This is a genomic window from Cryobacterium soli (genome assembly GCF_003611035.1).
GTDB classification, from domain to species: Bacteria; Actinomycetota; Actinomycetes; order Actinomycetales; family Microbacteriaceae; genus Cryobacterium; species Cryobacterium soli.
The window spans coordinates 2,035,590-2,060,021 of record NZ_CP030033.1 but is presented as its reverse complement, the minus strand read 5'-3'; the positions used below and the strand labels follow the sequence as shown (position 1 = coordinate 2,060,021).

Annotated in this window: 24 protein-coding genes; 10 read left to right on the top strand and 14 right to left on the bottom strand. The window is 70.2% G+C overall.

Translation table 11 applies throughout. The features are described from left to right. Window positions 1-57: 57 nt before the first annotated feature. From DOE79_RS09390 to DOE79_RS09380, 3 genes are all read right to left on the bottom strand, one after another. Window positions 58-1,470: an NtaA/DmoA family FMN-dependent monooxygenase gene (locus DOE79_RS09390; RefSeq protein ID WP_162942690.1), complete on the bottom strand. Its 1,413-nt coding sequence runs from the start codon at window positions 1,468-1,470 to the stop codon at window positions 58-60. 133 nt (window positions 1,471-1,603) lie between these two features. Continuing rightward, complete coding sequence (locus tag DOE79_RS09385; RefSeq protein WP_120338280.1) at window positions 1,604-2,272, bottom strand: TetR/AcrR family transcriptional regulator; 669 nt, start codon at window positions 2,270-2,272, stop codon at window positions 1,604-1,606. Between the two features lie 149 nt (window positions 2,273-2,421). After that, entirely contained in the window at window positions 2,422-2,853 is a 432-nt protein-coding gene (locus tag DOE79_RS09380) for an Ohr family peroxiredoxin (protein ID WP_120338279.1), read from the bottom strand. Between the two features lie 115 nt (window positions 2,854-2,968). Here DOE79_RS09380 and DOE79_RS09375 point away from each other — a divergent pair, with 115 nt between their 5' ends. The 3 genes from DOE79_RS09375 (at window position 2,969) to DOE79_RS09365 (ending at window position 4,433) form a co-directional block, all read left to right on the top strand. Next, window positions 2,969-3,508: a MarR family winged helix-turn-helix transcriptional regulator gene (locus DOE79_RS09375; RefSeq protein WP_120338278.1), complete on the top strand. Its 540-nt coding sequence runs from the start codon at window positions 2,969-2,971 to the stop codon at window positions 3,506-3,508. A 68-nt stretch (window positions 3,509-3,576) separates the two neighbouring features. Then, entirely contained in the window at window positions 3,577-3,945 is a 369-nt protein-coding gene (locus DOE79_RS09370; protein WP_120338277.1) for a GNAT family N-acetyltransferase, read from the top strand. Between the two features lie 74 nt (window positions 3,946-4,019). After that, entirely contained in the window at window positions 4,020-4,433 is a 414-nt protein-coding gene (locus DOE79_RS09365; RefSeq protein WP_120338276.1) for an Hsp20/alpha crystallin family protein, read from the top strand. Window positions 4,434-4,443: 10 nt separating this feature from the next. Here DOE79_RS09365 and DOE79_RS09360 read toward each other — a convergent pair whose 3' ends face one another. The 6 genes from DOE79_RS09360 to DOE79_RS09335 all read right to left on the bottom strand — a co-directional run bounded on the left by DOE79_RS09360 (window position 4,444) and on the right by DOE79_RS09335 (window position 11,593). Then, entirely contained in the window at window positions 4,444-4,875 is a 432-nt protein-coding gene (locus DOE79_RS09360) for an arsenate reductase ArsC (RefSeq protein ID WP_120338275.1), read from the bottom strand. 70 nt (window positions 4,876-4,945) lie between these two features. Then, complete coding sequence (locus DOE79_RS09355) at window positions 4,946-6,646, bottom strand: dipeptide ABC transporter ATP-binding protein (RefSeq protein ID WP_120338274.1); 1,701 nt, start codon at window positions 6,644-6,646, stop codon at window positions 4,946-4,948. Then, window positions 6,643-7,488, bottom strand: a complete 846-nt coding sequence (locus tag DOE79_RS09350; protein ID WP_120338273.1) for an ABC transporter permease — start codon at window positions 7,486-7,488, stop codon at window positions 6,643-6,645. The genes DOE79_RS09355 and DOE79_RS09350 overlap by 4 nt, the downstream gene beginning before the upstream one ends. Next, a complete protein-coding gene (locus DOE79_RS09345) occupies window positions 7,485-8,567 on the bottom strand; it encodes an ABC transporter permease (RefSeq protein WP_220094305.1) in 1,083 nt (360 codons plus the stop codon). Before DOE79_RS09345 ends, DOE79_RS09350 begins: the two co-directional genes overlap by 4 nt. An 87-nt stretch (window positions 8,568-8,654) precedes the next feature. Then, the gene (locus DOE79_RS09340; RefSeq protein WP_120338272.1) at window positions 8,655-10,238 is read right to left on the bottom strand and encodes an ABC transporter substrate-binding protein; all 1,584 of its coding nucleotides are present in this window, start codon (window positions 10,236-10,238) and stop codon (window positions 8,655-8,657) included. 140 nt (window positions 10,239-10,378) lie between these two features. After that, window positions 10,379-11,593: an amidohydrolase family protein gene (locus DOE79_RS09335; protein WP_120338271.1), complete on the bottom strand. Its 1,215-nt coding sequence runs from the start codon at window positions 11,591-11,593 to the stop codon at window positions 10,379-10,381. Between the two features lie 416 nt (window positions 11,594-12,009). Between DOE79_RS09335 and DOE79_RS09330 the strand changes: the two genes are divergently transcribed. Next, entirely contained in the window at window positions 12,010-12,474 is a 465-nt protein-coding gene (locus tag DOE79_RS09330; RefSeq protein ID WP_120338270.1) for a PPC domain-containing DNA-binding protein, read from the top strand. Window positions 12,475-12,490: 16 nt separating this feature from the next. Here DOE79_RS09330 and DOE79_RS09325 read toward each other — a convergent pair whose 3' ends face one another. After that, the gene (locus DOE79_RS09325) at window positions 12,491-14,098 is read right to left on the bottom strand and encodes a helix-turn-helix domain-containing protein (RefSeq protein ID WP_162942689.1); all 1,608 of its coding nucleotides are present in this window, start codon (window positions 14,096-14,098) and stop codon (window positions 12,491-12,493) included. A gap of 78 nt (window positions 14,099-14,176) precedes the next feature. Beyond that, window positions 14,177-15,337, bottom strand: coding sequence for an ACR3 family arsenite efflux transporter (arsB, locus tag DOE79_RS09320; protein ID WP_120338268.1), 1,161 nt, complete (start codon window positions 15,335-15,337; stop codon window positions 14,177-14,179). Window positions 15,338-15,434: 97 nt separating this feature from the next. Here arsB and DOE79_RS09315 point away from each other — a divergent pair, with 97 nt between their 5' ends. The 3 genes from DOE79_RS09315 to DOE79_RS09305 all read left to right on the top strand — a co-directional run bounded on the left by DOE79_RS09315 (window position 15,435) and on the right by DOE79_RS09305 (window position 17,207). Further along, entirely contained in the window at window positions 15,435-15,803 is a 369-nt protein-coding gene (locus DOE79_RS09315) for an ArsR/SmtB family transcription factor (protein ID WP_120338267.1), read from the top strand. Window positions 15,804-15,838: 35 nt separating this feature from the next. Beyond that, on the top strand, window positions 15,839-16,027 hold the full coding sequence (locus DOE79_RS09310) for a hypothetical protein (RefSeq protein ID WP_120338266.1): 189 nt from the start codon (window positions 15,839-15,841) through the stop codon (window positions 16,025-16,027). A gap of 400 nt (window positions 16,028-16,427) precedes the next feature. Beyond that, the gene (locus DOE79_RS09305; RefSeq protein ID WP_120338265.1) at window positions 16,428-17,207 is read left to right on the top strand and encodes a M23 family metallopeptidase; all 780 of its coding nucleotides are present in this window, start codon (window positions 16,428-16,430) and stop codon (window positions 17,205-17,207) included. Window positions 17,208-17,240: 33 nt separating this feature from the next. On the opposite strand, the gene DOE79_RS09300 is transcribed toward DOE79_RS09305, so the two are convergent. The 3 genes from DOE79_RS09300 to DOE79_RS09290 form a co-directional block, all read right to left on the bottom strand. After that, window positions 17,241-17,609: a CHY zinc finger protein gene (locus tag DOE79_RS09300; protein ID WP_120338264.1), complete on the bottom strand. Its 369-nt coding sequence runs from the start codon at window positions 17,607-17,609 to the stop codon at window positions 17,241-17,243. A gap of 124 nt (window positions 17,610-17,733) precedes the next feature. Continuing rightward, window positions 17,734-18,582, bottom strand: coding sequence for a DsbA family protein (locus DOE79_RS09295; RefSeq protein WP_162942688.1), 849 nt, complete (start codon window positions 18,580-18,582; stop codon window positions 17,734-17,736). Window positions 18,583-18,839: 257 nt separating this feature from the next. Further along, on the bottom strand, window positions 18,840-20,165 hold the full coding sequence (locus tag DOE79_RS09290) for a GNAT family N-acetyltransferase (RefSeq protein ID WP_120338262.1): 1,326 nt from the start codon (window positions 20,163-20,165) through the stop codon (window positions 18,840-18,842). Between the two features lie 117 nt (window positions 20,166-20,282). Between DOE79_RS09290 and DOE79_RS09285 the strand changes: the two genes are divergently transcribed. The 3 genes from DOE79_RS09285 to DOE79_RS09275 all read left to right on the top strand — a co-directional run bounded on the left by DOE79_RS09285 (window position 20,283) and on the right by DOE79_RS09275 (window position 24,345). Further along, complete coding sequence (locus tag DOE79_RS09285; protein WP_120338261.1) at window positions 20,283-21,386, top strand: glycerate kinase; 1,104 nt, start codon at window positions 20,283-20,285, stop codon at window positions 21,384-21,386. Between the two features lie 173 nt (window positions 21,387-21,559). Then, window positions 21,560-22,594 carry a LacI family DNA-binding transcriptional regulator gene (locus DOE79_RS09280; protein WP_120338260.1) on the top strand — a complete coding sequence of 345 codons (1,035 nt, stop codon included), beginning with the start codon at window positions 21,560-21,562 and terminating at the stop codon, window positions 22,592-22,594. A gap of 404 nt (window positions 22,595-22,998) precedes the next feature. Beyond that, a complete protein-coding gene (locus DOE79_RS09275; RefSeq protein WP_120338259.1) occupies window positions 22,999-24,345 on the top strand; it encodes an ABC transporter substrate-binding protein in 1,347 nt (448 codons plus the stop codon). The last annotated feature ends 87 nt before the right edge of the window (window positions 24,346-24,432 follow it).

Below are 24,432 nucleotides of genomic sequence, written 5' to 3'. Positions count from 1 at the left end.
AGGCTAGCATCCCCTTTCTGGGGAAATGCCCGATGGGGGTGAAGCCAGCCTCACGCGCTACGGGACGGATGCCGGCAGCGGCGGGGTGACCCGGAACCGGGCGCCCGGGTGCTCACCGGCCAGGTGCGGGTCGTCGGTGCCGGTGAGTTGCTCGCGCAGGGTGCCCGTTCCCGGTGCCGCGGGCATCCGGCCCCGGCGACGGAGCTCCGGCACCACGAGCGCCGCGAAGTCCTCCAGGTCGGCCGGGTCGAAGATGGGCTCGAGCAGGAAGCCGTCGAGGTCGGTGTCGTCCATCAACTGCTCGAGCTGGTCGGCGACTTCGGCAGGGCTGCCGACCACCTGAAAACCGCGGGTGCCGCGACCGCGGAGTTGATCGAGGATCTCTCGCACGGTGGGAGCCGGGCGCCCGTCGGTGCCGAGGAACCTGTCGATGTTGCTCTGGCCCATCTGACCGGCCGGCCCCGCGCCATCCTGCAGCTGGCTGAGCGGCAGGGTCGGGTCGAGGGAGAGCAGGTCGATACCCGTGTTGCCGGCGTAGAGCACGGCCACGACCTCGTCGGTCTGCAGCTCGTCGAACTCGCGGCGTAGCGCCACGGCCGCGTCGTGCGTGGCGGCTACGGTGACCGTGACCCCCACCATCACGCGGATGCCCCGGGGGTCACGGCCGTTCTCGGCCGCCCGGGCGCGGATGTCGGCGACGTTCACCCGGGTCTGCTCGACGGTGGTGCCCTGCACGAACACGCACTCCGCGTTGCGCGCGGCGTAGGCCCGGCCGCGGGCCGACGTGCCGGCCTGGAAGAGCACCGGGGTGCGCTGGGGCGAGGGGTCCACGGTGAAGTAGCCGGAGGAGCGGAAGTGCGTGCCCTCGTAGGTGATGCGGTGCAGCTTGGCCGGGTCGGCGAAGACGCCGGCCGTCTTGTCGCCGATCAGGGCGTCGTCTTCCCAACAGCCCTCCCAGAGGGTGAGCGCCAGGTCGACGTACTCGTCGGCCTGGTCGTAGCGGGCGTCGTGCCCGGTCATCTCGGTGTGCCCGAAGAGTTCCGCGACGGTGTTCTGCGATGCGCCGGTGACGATGTTCCAGCCGATGCGCCCGCCGGTGAGGTGGTCGAGGGTGGCGAAGCGCCGGGCCGTCTGCACCGGGTGGTCGAGGCCCGTGGAGGAGGTGACGACGAAGCCGAGTCGTTCGGTCAGATGGGCGAGGGTGGGGATGATCAGGGCCGGGTCGAGGGCCGGGAAGTTGATGCCGCCGCGCACCGCGAGGTCGGGCAGGTCACCGTCGATCGACGGGAAGCCGTAGCCGTCGGCGAAGAACAGGAAGTCGAACCCGGCCGCATCGAGCACCTGCGCGATGTGGATCCAGTGCTCCAACTCGTGGAAGCGCAGCGAGTCACTGCGCGGGTGCGGCCAGCTCAGAGTGCCGCCGACCTGCGGCCCGGCGACCTCGAAGACGCCCAGGTGCATCTGCTTCATGGTGGGATCCCGTCTCGTCCGGGCCCGTGTGGCCCTCTGCACCGATTGAACCAAATGGTTCATATCGCTGTCCAGCCACGAAACAGACTCTTAACATTGGCCGGGGGAGGAGTCGCCCCGCCCCGGCGTGTGCTCAGTGCGCGGCAGTGAAGCGGATGCGGGCGAGCAACGCCTGCGTGCCGGCCTGCGCGGCCTGGTCGACCGCGTTTCGGTCGCCGCCGCCGATGAGGGTGGCCTGGAGCCCGCGCCAGAGGGCGACGGTCTCGTGGGCGAAAGACAGCGCCTCGACGGCGGGCACACCCTCCGCCGCGATGGCGGCCGCGACGTGGTCGACCCACTCGGTGCCGATGGTGCCGAGGAGGTCCGCGTAGCGGTCGCGCTCGAACCCGGCCAGGCCAAAGACCTGGAAGAAGAGCCGGTGGAAGGGCAGGTTCAGCGGATCGGCAATGGTCGCCCAGGTGGCGGGAAGGCGCTCACCGAGCGGCACGGCCGAATCGTCGAGGCGCAGCAGGATCTGCTGCATGCCGGGAAAGCGGGCCTCGGCCGCGGTGAGCGCGGCGACGATGATCTCCTCCCGGCTGCCGAAGTAGTAGAGCAGCATCCGGTTGTTCGAGCTCACGGCGTCGGCCAGGCGGCGCAGGGTGAGGTCGGCGATGCCGTTCTCCAGCACGTAGTCCACCACGCGGTCGAGCAGTCGCTCGCGGCGGTCGGCGCCGCCGCTGCCGGGCGCCGCGCCGCCCGTGGTGCCGGCGGAGCTCGGATGCTCAGGGGTGCTCGTCGTGCCGGTCGGACTCACAGTCATGCCTGTGACGCTAGGCCCTTCGCGGCCGGCGTGCCAACCGACGCCCCGGGGTGAACGCATCCGCCCCGCCGGGAGGACTGGTGCCGCAGCGGACAAATGCACCCGGCGTACCGGGTGCACGTGTCCGGGCGTGGACCAGATGGTGACGGTTAGTCCTCGTCGGTGACGACGCTCAGCACCACGTTGAGGTTGCCGCGGGTGGCGCGCGAGTATGGGCACACCGCGTGGGCGGCCTCCATGGCGGCCTGGGCGGTGACCGGGTCGGCGCCCGGGATCTGCGCCTCGATGGTGACCTCGAAGTCCAGGCCGGCTGCCATGCTGCCGACCAGGTTCACCGTGAGGGTGACGGCCGACTCCGAGACGTCGATCTTGCTCTGGCGCGCGGTGGCCTTGAGCGCGTTGTGGAAGCAGGCGGCCCATCCGCTGGCGAAGAGCTGCTCGGGGTTGGTGCCCGGCCCGCCGTCGCCGCCCATGTCCTTGGGGATCGACAGGTCGAGGTCGAGCTTGTTGTCGCTGGTGACGACCTTGCCGGTGCGTCCGCCCCAGGACGTGGCGGAGGCGGTGTAAATGGCGGTGGTCATGATTGTCTTCTTTCGGGTTGATCGGAGGACACTGGAGTCAGTGCTCGAATCGAGCACCTCTCCAAAGTGCTTCGTATTCGAAACAACTATACGCCCGCCAGCCGAAGGACCGACCATGGGAACTCCCGAACCCTCCATCTCCGCCGATGAGATGCGTGCCTGGGCGGCCCTCTTCGAGACCTCGAACATCGTGCAGTACGCGGCGGACCGGAACCTGCGTGACTCGGTGGGGTTGACGCTCGCGCAGTTCGAGATTCTGCTCCGCGTCGGCGAGGCCGGCTCGGATGGCCGGCGCATGACGGATGTCGCCGACGCCCTCACGGTCTCCCGCAGCGGACTCACCTACCAGGTGGGCCAGCTCGAGAAGAAGGGACTGGTGCGGCGCGAACCGGCCCCCGACGATGAGCGGTCGGTGATCGCCCACGCCACGCCGGCCGGCCTCGACCTGTTGCGGGCGGGTATCCCCGGATATGTGAGCCTGGTGCGGGAGATGCTCTTCGATCGGCTCAGCCATGCCGACCTGATGACCGTCACCGAGATCCTCGACGACGTGCGCAAGCAGCTCAAGGAACAGCCCAAGCGCTCCACGTTCCGCCGGGCGCCGCGCAAGACCGTGCCCGCCGTCAGCGCCACCGGGTCGGATGCCGTCGGCTGACCAGGGTGGGCACCGCGAGACCTGACGGCGGTACTTGCATCCTGCGCCGCGATGGGCACACTGGGGGGATGAGTATCCCATCACAATCCGAGGACGGTGCCGGCGGCGGCGAGCTGCGCACGGTAGAACTTGTCGAGGACGAGCGGCGTTACGTGCTGCTGCTCGACGGTGAGCGGGTGGGCTCCACGACGTACGTCGACCACGGCGCCCAGCGCGTCTTCGTGCACACCGAGATCGACATGAATCAGTCGGGCAAGGGCTTGGGTTCGACGTTGGTGTCCGGCGCGCTCGCAGACGTGCGCGCACGCGGGCTGCGGGTCGTGGCGATCTGCCCGTTCACGGCCGCGTACCTGCGCGGTCACCGCGAGTACGACGACATCGTCGACCCGGTCACTCCGCGGCTGAAGTCGGACCTGCGTGAGGCGCACCTGCTCTGAGCGGCCCCTGCGTGGGCCGGAGGGCGGGGGTACTGTGTGCAGCGACAACCGGACCCGACTCAAGGAGATGCATCATGGCTGGTGGAGTAGCGCGTCGCGATCGATTCGAATTGCCCGACTCGGTGCGACGCTTTTTCGAGGGCGACTGGGACGCCGCCGCGATGCGGGTGGAGGAATACCAGGAGGGCAACACGCTCGTCGTGAAGGCCGAGATGCCCGGCATCGACCCGGAGAAGGATGTGGACATCACGGTGTCCGACGGGGTGCTGCACATCCAGGCCGAGCGCCAGGAGACCACCGAGCACAAGGAGAAAGGCGGCTACCGCACCGAATTCCGGTACGGCTCGTTCGCCCGGGACGTGCCGCTGCCCAGCGGCAGCAAGGACTCGGATGTCTCGGCGAGCTACCGGGACGGAGTGCTCGAGGTGCGGGTGCCCGTGGCCGAGCAGCCCGCCACCAAGGCGAAGATCCCGGTCAGTCGCGCCTGACGCGCACCGGTCAGACGGCCGGCGGGAGGATCTCGGCGAGCAACTTCTCGATCCGCGCCTTGATGTCGTCGCGGATCGGGCGCACCGCCTCGATGCCCTGGCCGGCCGGGTCGGCCAGTTCCCAGTCTTCGTAGCGCTTGCCGGGGAAGATGGGGCAGGCGTCGCCGCAGCCCATCGTGATCACGACGTCGGAGTCCTTGACGGCCTCGACCGTGAGGACCTTGGGCACGTTGTCGGCGATGTCGATGCCGTCCTCGGCCATGGCCGCGATCGCGACGGGGTTGATCTGGTCCTTGGGCTCTGAGCCCGCGGAGAGCACCTCGACCTGCCCGTGGGAGAGTGCGGCCAGGTAGCCCGCAGCCATCTGCGAGCGGCCGGCGTTGTGCACGCAGACGAACAGAACCGTGGGCTTGGCGGCGGGCGTCGTGTCGGTGTCAGGCATGGCAGCTTCCTTCGCGGGAAATGAATCGATACCTGTCAATATATACGACTCTCGATCTGCGTGGGTGGCGCTAGCTGCGCCGGCGGCCGGGGATGGACGCGACCAGTTCGCGGGTGTACTCCTCGGCCGGAGCGGAGAGCACGGCCGCGGCCTCACCCTGCTCGATGATCCGTCCGGTGCGCATCACGGCGACGCGGTCGGAGACCTGCCGGATGACGCCGAGGTCGTGCGAGATGAACAGGTAGCTCAGCCCGAACTCCACCTGCAGGTCCACCAGCAGTTGCAGGATCTGTTCCTGCACCGAGACATCGAGCGCTGAGACGGGTTCGTCCAGCACGAGCAGCTCGGGTCCGAGTGCCAGGGCCCGGGCGATCGCGACCCGCTGGCGCTGGCCGCCGGAGAGCTGGCTGGGCCGGCGGTCCACGAGCGCCGGGTCCAGGCGCACCGCGGCGAGCAGCTCACGCACCGCTCCCGCGCGCTGGGCGCGGCTGCCGATCCGGAACGCCCGGAGTGGTTCGCTGACGAGGCGCTCCACCGACATGGTGGGGTCCAGCGAGCCGAACGGGTTCTGATAGACGACCTGGATGCGCCGGCGCAGCTGCCGCAACTCCTCGCCGGCCACGGTGCTGATGTCCTGGCCGTCGAAGCTGATCCGGCCGGAATCGGGGGCCACGATCCGGGCCGCGATACGCGCCGTGGTGGTCTTGCCCGACCCGGACTCGCCGACGATCGAGAAGGTGCTGCCGCGCGGCACCGCGAACGACACGTTGTCCACGGCCGTGAGGGTCTGCGGCCCGCCGGCGGGTTGGCGCAGGGTGTAGGTCTTGGTCAGCCCGTCGACGACGAGGATGTCCGCGGCGGACGTGGCGGCGGCAGAGGCGCGGAACGCCAGGGTGAGCGAGGCGCGCGCGGCGGCGGCAGCCGGGTCGTCCGTGGCGGTCGCCGGGCGCGGGGCCAGCCGGCCGCTGGTGAGACCGGGCGCGGCGGCCACGAGCTCCCGCGTGTATGGGTGCGAGGGTGTGCCGAGCACATCCGCCGGGGTGCCCTGCTCGACGATGCGGCCGGCCTGCATGACCAGGATGTGGTCGGCCCGGTCGGCGGCGATCGCGAGGTCGTGGGTGACCAGGATCACCGCGGTGCCCTGCTCCCTGGCCAGCGTCTCGAGGCGGTCGAGCACATGCCGTTGCACGGTCACGTCGAGGGCGCTCGTGGGTTCGTCGGCGATCACCAGCCGCGGCGAGCACGACCAGGCCACGCCGATGAGCACGCGTTGGCGCATGCCGCCGGAGAGCTCGTGCGGGTACTGGCCGGCGCGACTGGAGGCATCCGGGATGCCGACCTCGTCGAGGATGCGCACGGCGGCGGTGGCCGCCTCGGCGCGACCCAGCCCCCGGTGCAGCCGCAGGCTCTCGGCGATCTGCTCGCCGACCTTCATGAGCGGGTTGAGCGAGTTGCTCGGGTCCTGCGGCACGAAACCGATCTCGGCCCCGCGGATGCGCCGCAGCGCCCGTTCCGGCAGCGCGGTGAGATCCCGGCCGGCGAACTCGATCGTGCCGGAGACGATGCGGCCCCCGTCGGGCAGCCGGCGCACGAGCGCCTGCGAAATGGTGCTCTTGCCCGAGCCGGACTCACCGACGACGGCGACGATGGCGCCGGGCGCCACGGTGAAGTCGACGCCGCGCACGGCGTGGGTGAGGCCGGACCGGGTGTCGTAGTCGATCTGCAGGTTGGTCACGCGCAGCAGGGCCGCGCCGGAGTCGGTCGTTGTCATCGGTCTCCTCCGATCAGACGGGCGAGGCGGTTCACGGCGAGCACGACAGCGAGCACGACGACGCCGGGAAGGATGCTCAGCCACCAGGCCGTGGCCACATAGTCGCGGCCGCCCGAGACGAGCGCGCCCCACTCGGGTTCGGGCGGCTGGGCGCCGAAGCCGAGGAAGCTGAGCGCCGAGACGGCCAGGATGGCGGTGCCCAGCTCGAGGGCGGCCAGCGCGATCACCGGGCGGCCGGCGTTGGGCAGGATGTGGCTGAACAGGATGCCCGGCCACCGCACACCGAGAGTGCGCGCGGCCTCGACGTACTCGGCGTTGCGCACCCGCACAACCTGGGAGCGCATGATGCGGGCGAACGACCCGGCGGCGCCGAGCCCGACGCCCAGGGCGACCGACCACGGGCCGAAGCCGAGGGTGGCGACCACGATCAGCGCGAGCAGGATGCTCGGCACGGCGATGAGCACGTCTATGAAGCGCATGACGATGAAGTCGAGGGTGCCGCCGACGAAGCCGGAGATGAGCCCCAGTAGGGCGCCGACGATCACGCCCACCAGCACGGCCGTGCCTGCGGAGGCGAGCGAGAGGAACGCGCCGTGCACGACCCGGGAGAACAAGTCGCGGCCCAGGTGGTCGGTGCCGAAGAGGTAGGTGGCGTTGGGCGCGAGCAACCGGTCGGCCGCGATGCCGGTGTAGGGATCGTGCGTGGCGATGGCGCCGGGGAGGAGCGTCATGGCCAGCGCGGCCAGCACGATCAGGCCGGCCAGCAGTACCCCGGGTGAGAGCGCGGTGCGGAGCGCCGGGGGAAGGCGGCGGGCGAGCGATGGCTGTTCGGTGGTGCTCATGATTCGATGACCGCCTTGTCTCGTGCGGCGTCGACGCTCGTCGCGCCGGCCTGCGGGGAATCCGCCTGCGGGGAGCCGGCCCGGCCGGTACCGGTGCGGCGGCCGCCGAGTGCGGGCCGGGTGCGCGGGTCGATCACGCCATAGGAGAGGTCGACGAGGAGGTTGACGACCGAGTAGACCAGGGCCACGACGATCACGACGCCCTGGATGACGTTGGTGTCACGGGCCAGCACTGCGTCGACGGTGATGCGGCCGATGCCGTCGCGGGAGAAGACCGTCTCGACCACGGCCGTGCCGCCGGCGAGGTAGCCGATGAGCAGGCCCAGGATGGTCACAGAGGGCAGCAGGGAGTTCCGCAGCACGTGCCGCAGGAAGATGGTGCGGGTGGACAGTCCCTTGGCGACGGCGGTGAACACGTAGGGGCCGGCCATGGCCTCGAGTACGGCGGCGGAAAAGACCTGGAAGAAGATCGCGCCGACGGGCAGCGCGAGGGTGATGGCCGGCAGCACCACGCCGAGCGGGTTGCGGCTGCCGGAGGAGGGGAACCAGCCCAGCCCGAAGGAGAACACGCTGACCAGCACCAGGCCGCTGAGGAACGCGGGGGTGGCCACGCCCAGCGGTGGGATCTGCAGGAGGGTCTGGCGGAGCCACCGCCACGGGCTCACGAAGGCCAGGAAGGTGATCACGACGGCCGTCACGACGCCGAGCACGAGCGCGAGCACGGCGACGGCCGCCGTGTTGGGCAACGCGCGGGCGACCATGTCGGCCACGGGCTGGCCGGTGGCGATCGACACGCCGAGGTCCCCGCGGAGGGCGGAGAGGAAGTGGCCGATGTACTGCTGCCAGAGCGAGCCGTCCAGGCCGTACTGGGCGCGCAAGGCGGCGAGTTCGGCGGGGTCGGTGGTCGTGGCGTCGCCGCCCTTGAGCGACAGCGCCGCCAGGACCGGGTCGCCGGGCAGGAAGTGGATCAGCAGGAAGGTGACCGTGTACGTGGCCCAGATCACGAACGCGAACTGCACAAGCTTGGGGCCGAGATAACGCACGACGGTGCCCAGCCGGTCTCTGGGGGATGGTGCCACGGTTCACTACCTCGTCAGGATCGAAAGTGCGGGGGACGAACAGGCGGGCGGGCGGCGCTGCTGGAGCAGCGCCGCCCGCCCGAGGGGTTACTCGGCGATACGCACGTCGTAGAGCACGATGCGCGATGCGGAGTCGAAGGTGACACCGCCGACGTTCGCGACCGACGCGTGCAGTTGCGTGGTCTCGAGGGTGGGGATGAGATACGCGTTGTCGATGATGAGCTCCTGCGCCTGCTCGACCAGGGCGGCACGCGCATCCGGGTCGGCGGTCTTGGCCTGCTCGGTGAGCACACCCTCGAGTTCGGCGTTGTCGACGATTGCCCAGTGCGACGAGGCGGCCTGCGAGAACAGGACGCGCAGGGCATCCGGGTCGGTGCGGGTGAGCGCGGCGCCGAGGAAGTCGTAGTCGCCGCTCGCGATGACCCCGAAGAAGTCACCGGCGGTGACCATGTTCAGCTGCAGGTCGATGCCGATCTTCTTGAGCTGCATCTGCACGGTCTCCAGCACGTCCTGGGCGTAGAACGCCGTGACCGAGACGCTGAGCTTCACGCCGTCCTTCGCACGGATGCCATCGGAACCCAGGACCCAGCCGGCATCGTCGAGCAGCTTCTCGGCGGCCTCGGGGTCGTACTCCATGGCGTCGGCCTGGCTGACGTAGCCGGTGGTGGAGGAGGTGAGAGCGCTGGTAGGCGGTTCGGCGGTGGCGGCTCCGGTGAGGGTCTTGATCTCTTCCCGGTCGGTGCCGAGCAGCATGGCGTGGCGCACGGCGTCGTCGGAGACGATCGGGCGGCTCGTGTTGGGGATCAGGCTGTTCGGTACGCCGGTGTTCGCCTTGGCGTAGAGGGTGAAGTCGTCGGTGTCGAAGCGCGCCTCGTCGGCGTACGGGAGGTCCTGGATGATGTCGAACTCGCCGGACTCCAGGCCGCCGGTGCGCACGCCGTTCTCGGTGATGATCGGGAACTCGATGGTGCTCACGAGCGCCTCACCGGTGTGCTCGCGCAGGGTGGACGCCCAGTCGTATCCGTCGCGCTTGACGATGACGAGGGAGTCGTTGGGCACGTAGGAGTCGTAGACGAACGGGCCGGAGCCGATGACGCTCTGGCAGCGGTCCTCGGCCGTTGCGGCGGTGCTGGCCTCGGCGACCAGGCCCAGGGTCATGGTGGAGGTGCCCTGCAGGAACTGGGCGTTGGGGGTGGAGAAGTTCACCGTGAGGGTGGTGTCGTCGGTGACGACGGTGTTCTCGTAGCCGGCGAGGTACTGCGAGGCAAGCGAGGCCGCCGAGCCGAGAGCGGCGAGGGCATCGAAGTTGGCCTTGACGACTCCGGCGGTGAGCGGGGTCTCGTCGCTGAAGGTGACGTTGTCGCGCAGCGTGAAGGTGAACGCGGTGAGGTCGTCATTGGTCTCGTAGCTCTCGGCGAGCCACGGCACGATCTCGCCGGTGTCGGCGTTCTGGTCGGTGAGCGAGTCCACGACCTGGCGGCCGATGTTCAACGCGGTGGTCAGCGAGGTCTGCTGCGGGTCGAGGCAGGTGGGGTCTTCCTTGATCGCGAAGATCACGGTGTCCTTGGCCGAGGCGAGCGGGGTGCTGCAGGCGGCCAGCAGGCCGACCGTCGCCAGGGCGGCGACGGGCGCTGCGACCCAGCGGGAGAACGTGGGAGTGCTGCGGGACATTGCGGGGTGCCTTTCACGAGCTGAATGCGGTGCGGGTGCGGGTGCGGGTGCAGGGAGGGAGCTGTGCTGTGCTGCGGGTGGTGCGGGTATTCCGGGGGGACCGGCCGGGCCGGGGGCTGTGGGGTGGGGAGGGTGCAGGCCTAGTGGGATCCGGCGCCGCCGGGTAGTTCGCCGAAGACCAGCCGGCCGCGGGACACGACGGCGACGATATTGTCGGTGTGCAAGTCGTCGAGGTTCTCGGCCGGATGACCGCGGAGCACCACGAAGTCGGCGCCGAAACCGGCGGCGAGGGTGCCGACCCTTGCGCCCAGCCCGATCGCGTCGGCCGCGTCCGAGGTGGCGGCGCGGAGGGCCCGGTCGGCGCTCCAGCCGAACATCTGGCGCATCAGGCGCACCTCCTCGAGCTGGTCGCCGAACTTCACCATGACGCCGTTGGCGTCGGTGCCGAGCACAAAGCGGATGCCGGCGGCCCCGGCTCCGGTGAACTCGGCGTTCCGCTGGGCGACGACCTCCTTGGCCTTCTCGCGGGCCTCGGCGGGCACGTTCACCCGGCCGTCGGCGATGGCGTCGTTGATCATCAGGGTGGGGGCGATGGGCAGGTTGCGCTCGAGCAGGGTGTCGAAGTGGGCCGGCGTGATGCCGGTGCCATGCTCGATGGAGTCCACGCCCTCGGCCAGGGCGATGTCGACGCCGACGGTGCTGTGGGTGTGCGCCGCCACGAGCATGCCCAGAGCGTGCGCCTCGTCGATGGTGGTGGCGATCTCGGCGTTGGTCTGGTTGCGCCAGCCCACCCGGTCGCCCATCGAGAGCACTCCGCCGCTGGTGTAGATCTTCACGCCGTGGGCGCCGCTGCGGGCCCACTGCCTCACGAGCTTCCGGCATTCGTCGGGGCTGTCGGCCACGGGCGGACGGTGCGGGTAGTGCGGGGGCACGAACAGGTCGCCGTGCCCGGCGGTCATGCCCACCTGCCCGTGCACAAGGATGCGGGGGCCGGCCTGGATGCCCTCGTCGAAGATGCGGCTGACCGCCAGGTGCGTGGCGTCGCCGCCGAGGTCGCGCAGCGTGGTCACGCCGAACCGGGCGGCGCGCTGGGCGTTCGCGGCGATGTGGAAGACGCGTTCCTCGGCCGGGGTGATCAGCGGCCAGGTGGACCAGTCGACGGACCGCTCGCCGGAATATGCTCCGAGGTGCACATGAGTGTCGACGAGGCCGGGGATGATGCTGTACTCGGCGAGCGAGGCGTCGGCATCCGTGGCCGGTTCGAGCGCGACGATGTTGTCGGCGTCCCAGCTGAGCCGGCTGGCGCCGCGGGCGGTGTGGCCGTCCCAGACGGCGATGCCGGAGATCTCGCCCATCAGCGGAGGAACCGTTCAGCGCGGTCGAAACGAGGCACAGCGGGCATGATGGCAACTTTCACGAGCGGGGGAGAGCGGCCGGTGCCGCGATGACGGGAATACCCAGGGGTGGGGCGTGCCTCCAGTCAAGCAAGCCGGCGCGGGGCGGCGCAATCGCGGTCTGTACAAGAAAACCGTGTCGCAGGTGGCGGGTCTTTGGTCGATCGAATGAACAGGTTTCGGTGCGGTTACGCCGGATGCCGAACGTATTACCCCTCGGAGGAACCGATGAACGGGGGCACGACGGGGGCCGTCAACGTTGAAGGATCCTACGAAGGCCCGGCCGGGGCAACTGTGCTTAGCTCGACTGGCCCCGGCGGAAACCGTCCCCGGCGCCCGGGCATGCACCCAGGTCAGGCACGACGGAGGGACCCAGAATGTTCAGTACCGAGCTGGTCGGCGGCCGCCGTTTCGCGGTCGTGCTGCAGCCCGGCGATGACATTCTCGGCGCTCTCGCCGAGGCCTGCGCGGCCCACGGTATCCAACAGGGTTACCTCCCGGTGTTCCTCGGCGCGTTCACCGAGGTCTCGCTGATCGGCACCTGCCAGCCCATCGAAGACGAGGATGCCCCGCTCAAGGATTCCGTGCGGGTGACGAATGTCGAGGGAACCGGCTCCGGCACGATCGCGTGGGATGCGGACAGCCAGATTGTGCAGATCCACGTGCATGTCGCCATCGGTATGAAGGCCAGATCGGCCGAGGGGTACGCCGGGCATCTGCTGGGCGGCACCGTGCACTATGTGACGGAGATCGTGGTGGAAGAGGTGCTCGCACCGCGGTTCCTGCGCCGGCCCGACCCGGCGGCGCACGATATCGCCAACCTGGTCTTCGCCGCCGTCTGAGCCGGCAGAGACGGGGTCAGGCGTCGGGCGGGCTCATGCTCTCCAGGGCCAGATAGAAGTCCACCCGGTCGCGCATCCCGGTGAGGTCACGCTGGGTGAGCGTCTCGATGCGGCCGATGCGGTAGCGCAGCGTGTTGACGTGCACGTGCAGATCTCCGGCGGCCTGTTGCCAGGCGCACCCCGCGTCCAGGAACGCGCGCAGACTGTGCACGAGCTCCGAACCGTGCCGGGCGTCGTACTCCATGAGCGGGGCCAGCAGCGCCTGGGCGAAGCTCTGGCGCGCCCGGTCGGGCAGCAGCGCGAGCAGGGCGTCGTGGGAAGGCGGGCTGGCGCCCGCCGACCACCGGATGGGCCCGGGGCCGGCGATCGAGCGCATCCGGGACCGGGCCGTGTGCGCGGCCATGGTGAGCTGGCCGACGCTCGTGGTGGGGTCGCTGATGCCGATGCGCAGGCGCCTGGAGCCGAGCAGAGCATGCTGGCGGTCGGCCGGGCGGGCCAGCAGGTGCGCGAGGGAGTCAGCCGAAGGGTCAGGCCCGTTGACGAGGAGGACCACCTCGGTGCCGGCATCCGTCGTGGGGGCGGTGGCTGCGGTGGCCGACTCGGCGAACGCGTCGCCCCGCTCGGTGCCGACGAGGAGATACCCGGCCCCGGCGAGCATGCCCGTGACCGCCTCGAGCACGGCCCGGGCCGGGTAGCCGGCGTCGTCGACGGTGGCGGCGATCACGGTGACGGGCAGGTTCGGGTCGGCGCCGAGCAGGCGCAACCGTGCGGCGGCCTCGTCGGGTGCAAAGCTGCCATTCGCCAGGGCACCGACCAGCTCTTCGACCTGCCGTTCGGCGGCGCGTCGACGGTCGTTGGCCAGCTCCAGTTCGACCCGGATCACGAGCACGAGGGTGCGCATGACCCGGTCGATCTCGGGCGAGAACGTGCGGTGGTCGCCGAGGCAGACGAGGAAACCGGCGGCTGTGTCGCCGACGATCGGATAGACAGAGGACGGTCGCCCGCTCTCGTCGGGCAGCACGAGGACATCCGCCGGAGCGGCCAGTGCCGCGTTCCAGACTTCGCCGATGCGCTCGGTACGGGGCGCCTGGCCCACCATGGCTGTGACGGTGCCGTCAGCCTCCAGGAGCCAGCAGTCCACCGCGAATTCGGTGTAGAACATGCGCAGCGCGCCCTGGGCGCCCTGCCCGGAGGCGAGGCTGTCGAGCAGGTCGCGGGTGAAGCCCAGGCCGCGCGAGTCGGACCCAGCGTCGGCGCTGACGGCGGATTCGATGTAATGGCTGATCGATTTGAACGAGACGTCGGCCGAGGTGGTCAGCAGCACGATGTGCCGGTTGCGGCACTCGGTGACCACGTAGTCGGGGATCTCGCCGATGAGGATGCGGCCGACGACGAGCACGGCGACGTTCTTCTCGGCCAGCTCGGAGATGAAGATCTCGGCGCTGGCCGGGCCGGTGGCCCACTGGGCGCCCGTCAGGACCAGGTCGCCCTCGGAGAGGAACCGTCCCGGGCGGGGCAGGTCGATGATGTACGAGCCCTTGACCTCGCGTTCGAGCATCGCGGGTTCGGCCCAGGCCACGGACAGGCCGAGCTCCGTGCGATCGAGCAGGTCGAGTACCCTCACCGCGTGACCCTCCAGGCTCGGTTCTGTCCGCACGACAAGCTGCGGGCGGGATCGGCTGACCGCTCCCGTCCGGCAAGTTTACGGGACGGGCTGGGACGGCAGCCGGTGCACGCTACCGCTGCGGGGCGGCGAGCCGCTCGACATCCGGCTCGCGGGGGCGGATGCCGCGGGTCCACCGGGCGGGCCGAACAGGCGCGGTCGCAGCCACAGCGCCACGTAGACCAGGGCGATGAGCGCCGGCACCTCGATGAGCGGGCCGACGATGCCGGCCAGGGCCTGGCCGCTGGTGGCGCCGAAAGTGCCGATCGCCACGGCGATGGCCAGCTCGAAGTTGTTGCCCGCCGCTGTGAAGGCCAGGGTGGCCGTGCGGGCGTAGGGCAGGCCGACCAGGCGGCCGGTGAGCATCCCCACCCCGAACATCAGGGCGAAGTAGACCAGCAGCGGCAACGCGATGCGCACCACGTCGAGGGGCCGGTCGACGACCTGGCGGCCCTGCAGGGCGAAGAGCAGCACGATCGTGAACAGTAGGCCGTAGAGGGCGAACGGCCCGACCCGGGGCAGGAAACGGCCCTCGTACCAGGCGCGGCCGCGGGTGGCTTCGCCGATGCGGCGGGAGAGGTAGCCGGCCACGAGCGGGATGCCGAGGAACACCAGAACGCTGGCGGTGATCGCCCCGACCGAGAACTCGGCGCTCGTGGTGGCCAGGCCGAGCCACGCGGGCAGCACCTGCAGGTAGAACCAGCCGAGGGCGGCGAACGCGAGCACCTGGAAGACCGAGTTGACCGCCACCAGGAACGCGGCCGCCTCCCGGTCACCGCAGGCGAGGTCGTTCCAGATCAGCACCATGGCGATGCATCGGGCCAGGCCAACGATGATCAGGCCGGTGCGGTACTCGGGCAGGTCCGGCAGGAACACCCAGGCCAGCGCGAACATCAGCGCCGGTCCGACCAGCCAGTTGAGCACGAGGGAGGAGACGAGCAGACGGCGGTCGCCGGCGACGGCGCGCGCATCCGAGTACCGCACCTTGGCCAGCACCGGGTACATCATCACCAGCAGGCCGACGGCGATAGGAACGCTCACCGAACCGATGGAGAACGCGTGCAGCAGGTCGCCCACACCGGGAGCGAAGACGGCGAGCAGCAGCCCAAGGCCCATCGCGAGGAGGATCCAGACCGGCAACAGCCGGTCGGTGCTGCCGAGCCGCGCCGGGGCGGAGGCAGGCTGGTCGTCGGTGGTCATGGAACCCCATCAGAATGCGCCGATAAAATAGATGAACGTCGATATTGAGTGTGTCGATCACATCGATCGATGTCAATTCACGTGGCAGACTGGAAGCATGGCGAACGTCACACTGTTGCAGGGCCCCGCAAGCACGGCCGTCGACGCCGGCGCGGAGTGCTGTGCGCCGCCGGTGCGCGAGGCGCTCGCTGCCGAGGGCGCGGAGAAGCTGGCCAAGACCCTCAAGGCCATTGCGGATCCGGCGCGGCTGCGACTGATCTCCATGGTGGCGGCGCACGATGACGCCGAGGCGTGTGTGTGCGACCTCACCGAGCCGCTCGGCCTGAGTCAACCCACGGTGTCGCATCACCTCAAGGTGCTGGTGGATGCCGGAATCCTGTCGCGCGATAAGCGCGGCACCTGGGCGTACTACCGCCTGGTCCCCGGGGCGCTGGATGCCCTGGCACACTCCGTCGTCACGGTCTGAGGCCTCCCAGGAGCAGGTTCCCCTAGGGTGGAGCCATGGTTGCCGACGGATCTGCCCGCCCGCCCCGCTGGACGACGCTCGTCGGCTGGGTGTGGTCAGTGGTCATCCTCGGCCTTGGTGTGTGGGTGAGTCTGGCCACGGGTGAGTGGATCGCTCTGCTCTGCGCGGCCGGCCTGGTGATCCTGCCGCTCGGTGGAATGGCCCTTCGCGCCCGCCGCGCTTAGCGCTGCCCCGATTCCGCGGCCGGCCACCCTGCCGCCCGGCGACTGCTGCGGCCCCGCACCACGGGGGTGACCGGCGGCGGCCGCCGCCGCGCCCGGATGCGTGCATATGCATGGATGCACACGGTTTACCCAGAAACGTGACGTAACGTCACTTTCTGGTACCCGGAGCCGACGATGCCGACGTGGTGCTGGATTCCTTTCGGCGGGGCCGCGACCGGTCCCGTTTCGAACCCTGCTCTATCCGGCCGGGCGCTGTGCCCACGTGCGGAGTGCCGCCGGTGAGCGAGAACCCGTGTACGAGGTTGTGTGGATCCGCGTCCCGATCCCGCTCCGACAGAAAGCTCCGCCATGCCTATTTCTCCCGCGCGCACCCGCGCCCGCCGCCCCATCGGGGAGGCTCATGCGTAGGCGCACCGGATTCATCGCCCCACCCGTCCGCCGATCGGCCTCCGCCGGCCGCGGGGTGACCGCCGTGACGGCCATGACCGTCGTCGCCTTGCTCACGACCATGGGCGCCCTGCCCGCTCAGGCCGCGTACGTCGACGCCGACGGTGTTCCGGCGCGCTCGGTGGGCTCGGCCGCTGCCGGCGCGCGACTCGCGGCCGAGCAGAGTGTCACGGTGACCGCGAATGCGCCCATCGCCGTCGAGGTCGACACGTACTCGGCCGAGGTGCCGCCGCCGCCCGTGGTGATCGCCCCCGCGGCCGCGGCCGCTCCCGCCCCTGTGGCGGCGCCCGCTCCCGTCGCCGTCGGTGTGGTCTGGCCGTTCCCCGGGGTCACTCGTATCTCCGACGGTTACGGCCCACGCACCGCGCCCTGTAGCGGATGCTCGACCTTCCACGACGGCCTCGACATGAACCCAGGCGAGGGTACCCCGATCGGCTCCATCGCCGACGGTGTCGTGAGTTCGGTCACCGCCTACGACGACGGCGGCCTCGGTGTGCATGTCATGGTCGACCACGTCGTGGACGGCCAGAAGGTCACCAGCACCTACGGGCACATGCAGGCCGGCTCCGCCGCCGTGAGCGAGGGGCAGTCCGTCTCGGCCGGCCAGCGACTGGGCAACGTGGGCAGCACCGGCCAGAGCACCGGTCCGCACATGCACCTGGAGTTGCACCTCGACGGCGTCACCGCGATCGACCCCTACTCCTGGCTGGTTCAGCACGCGGGACCGATGTAGCCGACCGGCGCAACCCGGCCGCGGCCCTTGTCATCAGACGGTGGGTGGCGGAACCTCGAAGTACAGGTGGGCGTGCAGGCGGCATCCGTCGTTGAAGTCCGCCCCGCAGTCCGGGCAGCCAGAGACCGACCGGTACCGGTCGATCGCCAGTGTGTGGCCGCAGGCTCCGCAGAGGATCGCCCGCTCGGTCCACTCCTCGGGCGCCCACCGCTCGAGCGGATGCGTCTCGGCGTCGGCATGGCACTGGAAGCACGGGTAGAAGCGCCCGCAGCAGCGGAACTCGATCGCGACGATGTCGGTGGGCCCGTTGTAGTGCACGCACCGGGTGGCGTCGTCGACCACGGCGCCGTACACGCGCGGACGCCCGGCGCCCAGGTCCCCGGCCCGCTCATCGTGCCGCATCGGTTCTCCTTCGGGGGCCCAGGTGTCCACGTAACTGTTGCCGGTGCGGACATGTGCGCCCGGCGTACCGGGCGCACATGCCCGCACCGGCAACAGTAGCCGAGCCGGATGCGCTACCGACGGGCTACTCGCCGGTGTCGGTTCCGCCGTCGCCAGTCGCGGTGGCCTGCTCCATGACGAAGGACTCGAAGGCCGCGGCGTCGTCGAGCGCACCGGTGTACTGCACACCCTGAACGAGCACGGTCGGGGTGCCGGCCACGTTCTTCACGTCGGTGTTGGGCAGCGGGCCGGCCAGGGCGCGGTCGGTGGCGTCGCCGACCCAGGAGCCGAACTCCTGGTCGGTGATGCAGCTGGCCACGGAGGCGTCGGTGACGCCGGCCGTCTCGACCAGGCTCACCAGTTCGGCGTCGGTGAGTCCGTCGGTGCCCTCGGTGGGCTGGTTCGCGAACAACGCGGCGTTCACGTCGAGGAAGCTGTCCGGCTGGTAGTTCGCCACGCAGGCCGCGGCATTGGCCGAGCGGGTGGAGTACTTGGTGCCGTTCGAGGACTGGTCGAGAATCGAGATCGGGTGCGTCTCGAGCGTGATGTTGCCCGCCGTGAGCCAGCTGCTCAGCTGGGCGCCGTTGGTGGTCTCGAACTGGCCGCAGTAGGGGCACAGGTAGTCCAGGTAGACCGTGATGTTCACCGTGCTGGTGAGCGCGCTCACGTCGGTGGGTGTGGGGTCGGCACCCGCCGCCGTGGCCGCGGTCGGCACGGCCGTGATGCTGGTGCCGTCGCCCTGCACCAATACGCCGTCGCTGGCCATGTTCAGCGGGCCGGGCGACGGCGGCTTGACGCTGCCCACCACGACCATCGCCACGATGGCGGCCACAGCGATCAGCCCCACCCCGATACCGCCGCGCCAGTACCAGCGCCGGCGGGCCTCACGCTTCTTCTGCTCCTCGCGCATCAGGCGGGCGCTCTCGCGCGCCACCTCGCGTCGATCCTTTTTCGGAGGGAGCGGCTGACCGGGGGTTCTAGCATTCATGGACTGTGTGCCGTTTCGTCGGGAGTAATTCGAGCCCGACGCTAGCGGCCGCGCCTATGAAGTCGATTGCCGGGTGCTGTGAGGCTGCTGGGAAGGGCTCGGACGGCAGGGCTGCCGTACCGGACGCCCAGGACGAGCCTAGGGGCACTCCGGCGCTCGCCGGACCGCCTGGGCACCGCCCGGGCCGCCCCCGAACGGCCGGCCTAGAACCAGGTGCTCAGGTGCGGCGCGTAAGCGGAGTGCAGAGCCGTGTCGAGCCGGACGGCGGCATCCGGGGTGTGCTCGGTGATGCGCCCGGCGCGGGCGAGATCGACTGCGCTGGTGCCGCCCAAGTACAGCGAGGCGAGGTCGGCCGCGGAGAGCGACACCTGCACGGCTCCCTCCGGCGCCGCGGCGTAGGTGAGCGGATGCGCCTGCCCTGACCCGTCGGCCGCCACCGCGAGCAGAAAACGGCCCGTTGCGAAGCCGAGGTCGTCGGTGACGTCGAGCAGGTAGTGGCCGGGGGTCGCGTACCGGCGTGCGGCCAGGGCGGCCGGCACGTCGAGGATCCGCAGCCAGAGGTGGTCGCGCTCGCCGGTCTTCCGCACGGCGCGGTGGTCGGCCACCTGCCAGGCCACGGGCTCGGAGACGCTGCGCAGCGGCGCGGCGATCTCGTCGACCATGTCCATCTCGATCAGGAAGCGCCAGAGCGCCGCGTAGGCGTCGTCGGTCGCGGCGACGAGGTCGACGAGGGTGAGCTTGCCGGGGTGGCTCACGTTCTGGAGGGCGATCTCGTAGAGCGCGAAGCCGGCCATGGCGCCGTCGGCGTCGTCGTAGCGCACCGCGCGGATGCCACGCTTGCGCGCCTCGGGCTCGGTGGGCAGCAGGCCCAGGACGCGCTTCCACCAGATCTCGCGGCGGTCGACCTCCCCAGGAGAGCGGTCCCGGGTGCGTTCGAACACCGCGGGGCCGTCGGACAGGAGCGACTCCGGGCTGACGAACTGCACCCGGCCGGCCGGCGTGGGGCCGGTCCAGCGGGCCCTGGCGGTGTCGACGCTGTAGGACGACTGCCGCGCAGACGGACCGAATCCGTAGCGGCCGTAGATGGTGGCCTCCGACACCGTGAGCATCGCCATCGGCAGCCCGAGGCGCACGGCGGTGCGCAGTTCCGCCGTGAGCATGGCCCGGGCGATGCCCTGGCGGCGGTGGGTGGGCGAGACCGTCACCGAACTGATCGCGTACGCGCCCAGGGCGCCGCCGCCGGGCACCGTGAGGTCCATCTGCCAGGACCGCACCGTGGACACCGGGGTGTCGGGGTCGGCCTGGGAGGAATCCCAGACGCCGGTGACCCGGTCGGTGGCGATGTCCTCCACCTGCACCTCGAGGGTGCCCTCCGAGGGGGTGATCTCGTGGAAGCCGCGGGCATCCGCCAGCAGCCAGCGCTTGAGGCCAGCCTCGTCGGCGGCGTCGAGCACGGCCAGGCGGAGACCCTGCTCCTGCAGGGCGGCGGCGGAATCGGGGTCGATGGGCACGGACGTGTAGGCATTCACTCTTCCAGCCTAGTCACGCGTCCCTGGGCGTTCCGGGGTGCTCCGGACCGGCCGGGACGGCCGTGCTTGACAGCCGGGCCGGGCGGCGGTCAGGCTGGCCGGGGAGAGGCTTCGACGATGACACGCACGCGGGTGGTGATAGCGCCGGACTCCTTCAAGGGCACCGTCGGCGCCGCTGACGTGGCGCTGGCGCTCGCCGCGGGCTGGTCCTCGGTGCGCCCGGACGACGAACTGGTGCTGCTGCCCATGGCCGACGGCGGGGAGGGCACCCTCGCGGCCTTCGAACTGGCCATGCCCGGCGCCCGACGGATGCCCGTGACCGTTCCCGGCCCCGACGATCGGCCGGTTGAAGCCTCCTGGTTGCTGCTGCGGGACGGCACCGGTGTGGTCGAGCTGGCCTGCACCAGCGGAATCACCCTGCTCGATCCGCTGCGCCCCCTCGACGCTCACTCAGCGGGCTTCGGCACGGCTCTCGCGGACGCCCTGGCGCACGGCGTCTCTCGCCTTAATCTGGCGCTCGGCGGCAGCTCGTCCACCGACGGGGGAACCGGGGCGCTCGCGGCGCTGGGTGCGGTCTTCCTCGACGCCGCGGGGCGGCCGATCCGGCCCGGCGGCCGCGGCCTGGTCGACCTGGCCGCCGTCGACCTGGGCGGCCTGCCCGCCCTGCCGCCGGGCGGCGCGGTGATCCTCAGCGACGTCACCAATCCGCTACTCGGGCCGGCGGGCGCGGCGGCGGTGTTCGGTCCGCAGAAAGGGGCGGATGCGGCAGAGAGCGGCCTGCTCGACGCCGGCCTGGCCCGGTTGGCCGCGTTGCTGCCCGCCGACCCGCGGACTCCGGGAGCGGGCGCAGCCGGCGGAACCGCGTTCGGCCTGCTGGCCTGGGGCGCCAACCTCGAGGCGGGCGCGGCCGCGGTGGGCCAGGCGCTCGGTGTTCCAGCGGCGGTGGGCGGCGCATCCGTCGTGATCACCGGCGAGGGACGGTACGACAGTCAGTCCGCCGCCGGCAAGGTGCCCTCGTACCTGGCCGGGCTCGCGGCGGCCGCCGGTGCCCCGGCGCTGCTCGTGGCCGGCGCGATCGACGCCGGGGCCCTGGCCGCCGCCCCCGTGCCGTTCGCCCAAGCCCTGGCGCTCACCGACCTCGCCGGCGGAAGGGCGGCTGCCCTGGCCGATCCGCTGGCATGGCTCGAGGCCGCCGGAGCGAGGTTGGCGGGCGTGTTCTGAGCTTCTCCGCCGCATCTTTCGGCACCATCCCGGTGCGCCGCCAGTGTGTGGGCTGCAACGTTGTAATCGACGCGGTAAGTTCACAGGTAGGAACGACGAACGCGCGCTGCGGTGCGGCCTACGTTCCTGACGCCGAACGACCGCACGATCGCACGACCGACCAGGGGAGAGAAATGGCCGCAACACTCCGCGATGTGGCGGCGCTGGCCGGGGTGTCGATCAAGACCGTCTCCAACGTCGTCCACGACTTCGAACATATTCGCCCGTCGACCCGGCAGCGCGTGCTCGCGGCCATCGACGAGCTCGGCTACAAACCCAACATCTCGGCGCGCAGCCTGCGGTCCGGCCGCACCGGCGTTATCGGCCTGGCCCTACCCGAACTCAGCCTGAGCTACTTCGCCGAACTGGCGGATGCCATCATCCAGGCCGCCGAGCGGCGCGGCACCTCCGTGCTCATCGAGCAGACCGGCGGTGACCGACAGCGGGAGATCCAACTGTTGACCAGCCCACACCGGCAGTTCACCGACGGCCTGATCTTCAGCCCGCTGGGCATGGGCAATGATGACGCGGGTTACCTCAACGTGGACTATCCCCTCGTGCTGCTGGGTGAACGGATCTTCAACGGGCCCACCGACCACGTCACGATGCGCAACATCGAGGCGGCCAGGGCGGCGACCGAACACCTGCTCGCCTCCGGACGACGGCGCATCGCCGTGATCGGGGCGCACGAAGACGAGGTGATCGGGTCGGCGGGCCTCCGCCTCCGCGGCTACCGCGAAGCCCTCGACGCGGCCGGGATCACGGTGGACCCGGCGTTGATCGGCCACACCACGTTGTGGCACCGATCCAATGGTGCCACCGCCATGCGAGCCCTGCTCGACACCGGTGTGCAGTTCGACGCCGTGTTCGCGCTCAATGACACCCTGGCGTTGGGGGCGATGCGGGTACTCCAGGAATCGGGGCGGCGCATCCCGCTGGATGTCGCGGTGGTCGGCTTCGACGACCTCGACGAATCCAGTTACTGCCTGCCCGCGCTGTCCACGATCAATCCCGGTCGGGACGAGATCGCCGACACGGCCGTCCGGATCCTGCTCGAGCGCATCTCCGGTGGAGACGCCGAGCAGGGGCCGCGCGAAATCGAGACGGAGTTCCGGCTGGTCCAGCGCGAATCGACCGATCCGGCGTCGTCGCCGGCCTTCGCCGGGTAGTGGTCGGTCGCCCACAGCCTGCGCCGTGCCGTCCGCCAGTCGGGCTGAGGCGCGCCCGCGGCGGCGGGAAATTGTTATGCCGCACTTCGTGCGGATCGCTTGACAGCGGAGGACGCTGCTCGGCATGATGCATTTACAACGTTTACCTATAACGTTGTAATTGTTGGAATCGGTCACCGTCGCGTCCCTTCGCCCCGAGCGAATCGACCGCCTGCAGCCGACTCGATGACGATTCGAATCAAGGAGGATTCGTGAAGGCCCTGTTCACTCACTGCGCATCGCCCTCGTCGCGAACCTTCTCGCACCGCACCACCCACAGCACCCGCTCCGACTTGGTCGCCGCCGGCGACGGGTCGTGCACTGACGACAACGGTGTTCCCACACCAGCGAGAGGAAGCAACTCAATGAAGACCAAATTCCTGGCATCGGTCGGCGTCATCGCCGTCGCCGCGGCCGCGCTCACCGGATGCTCGGCCGGCTCGGAATCGAGCGGCAGCAGCAAGGCCACCTGCACCAACAAGATCGTCAACGCCGACGCCCCGCAGGTCAGCGTGTGGGCCTGGTACCCGGCGTTCGAAGAGGTCGTCGACGTGTTCAACAACAGCCATGACGACGTTCAGGTCTGCTGGACCAACGCCGGCCAGGGCAACGACGAGTACACCAAATTCTCCACCTCGATCGAGTCGAAGTCGGGCGCTCCGGACGTCATCCAGCTCGAATCCGAGGTGCTCTCCAGCTTCAGTATCCGCAACGCCCTCGTCGACCTCACCGAGTTCGGTGCCAACGACGTCAAGGACAAGTACACCGAGGGCTCGTGGAAGGACGCGTCCAGCGGCGACGCCGTGTACGCCATTCCCGTCGACGGCGGGCCGATGGGCATGCTCTACCGCCAGGACCTCTTCGAGGCCGCCGGCATCGCCGTTCCCACCACGTGGGCCGAGTTCGCCACCGCCGCCGCCACGCTCAAAGCGTCCGGCTCCGACGGCGTGCTGGTGAACTTCCCCACCAACGGCCGCGCATTCAACCAGGCTCTGTTCGCGCAGGCCGGGTCGGTGCCGTTCGTCTACGACTCCACCAAGCCCACCGACATCGGCATCGATGTGAACGACCAGGGTGCAAAGGACGTGCTGGACTACTGGAACGGCCTCGTGCAGGACGGCCTCGTCACGACCGACGACGCCTTCACCGCCGACTACAACACCAGCCTCGTCGACGGCACCTACGCCGTCTACCTGGCTGCCGCCTGGGGCCCCGGCTACCTGCAGGGCCTCTCGGATGCCGACGAGAACGCCGTCTGGGCCGTCGCCCCACTGCCGCAGTGGGACGCCGCCAACCCCGTCCAGGTCAACTGGGGCGGCTCGACCTTCGCCGTGACCAGCCAGGCCGGTGACAAGGACCTCTCCGCCGAGGTGGCCATGGGCCTGTTCGGCACCGACGAGTCCTGGAAGATCGGGGTGGAAAAGGGCGCCCTGTTCCCGTCCTACAAGCCCATGCTCGACTCGGACTACTTCGCCAACCTCGAGTACCCGTTCTTCGGTGGCCAGCAGATCAACAAGGACGTGTTCCTGAACGCGGCCGCCGGCTACACCGGTGCCACCTTCAGCCCGTTCCAGAACTACGCCTACGACCAGCTGACCGAGGAGCTGTACTCCATGGTGCAGGGCGAACAGGACGGAAGCCAGGCACTGGACGACCTGCAGGAGCGTCTCGTCACCTACGCCACCGAACAGGGCTTCACCGTCGCCAAGTAGCAGCACCGGATCGCCGCGCGCGGCATCCGTTGACACCGTCGGCCGGTCTCCGGCCGGCCGGCGGTGCCCTTTCGATGATCGCGCCCG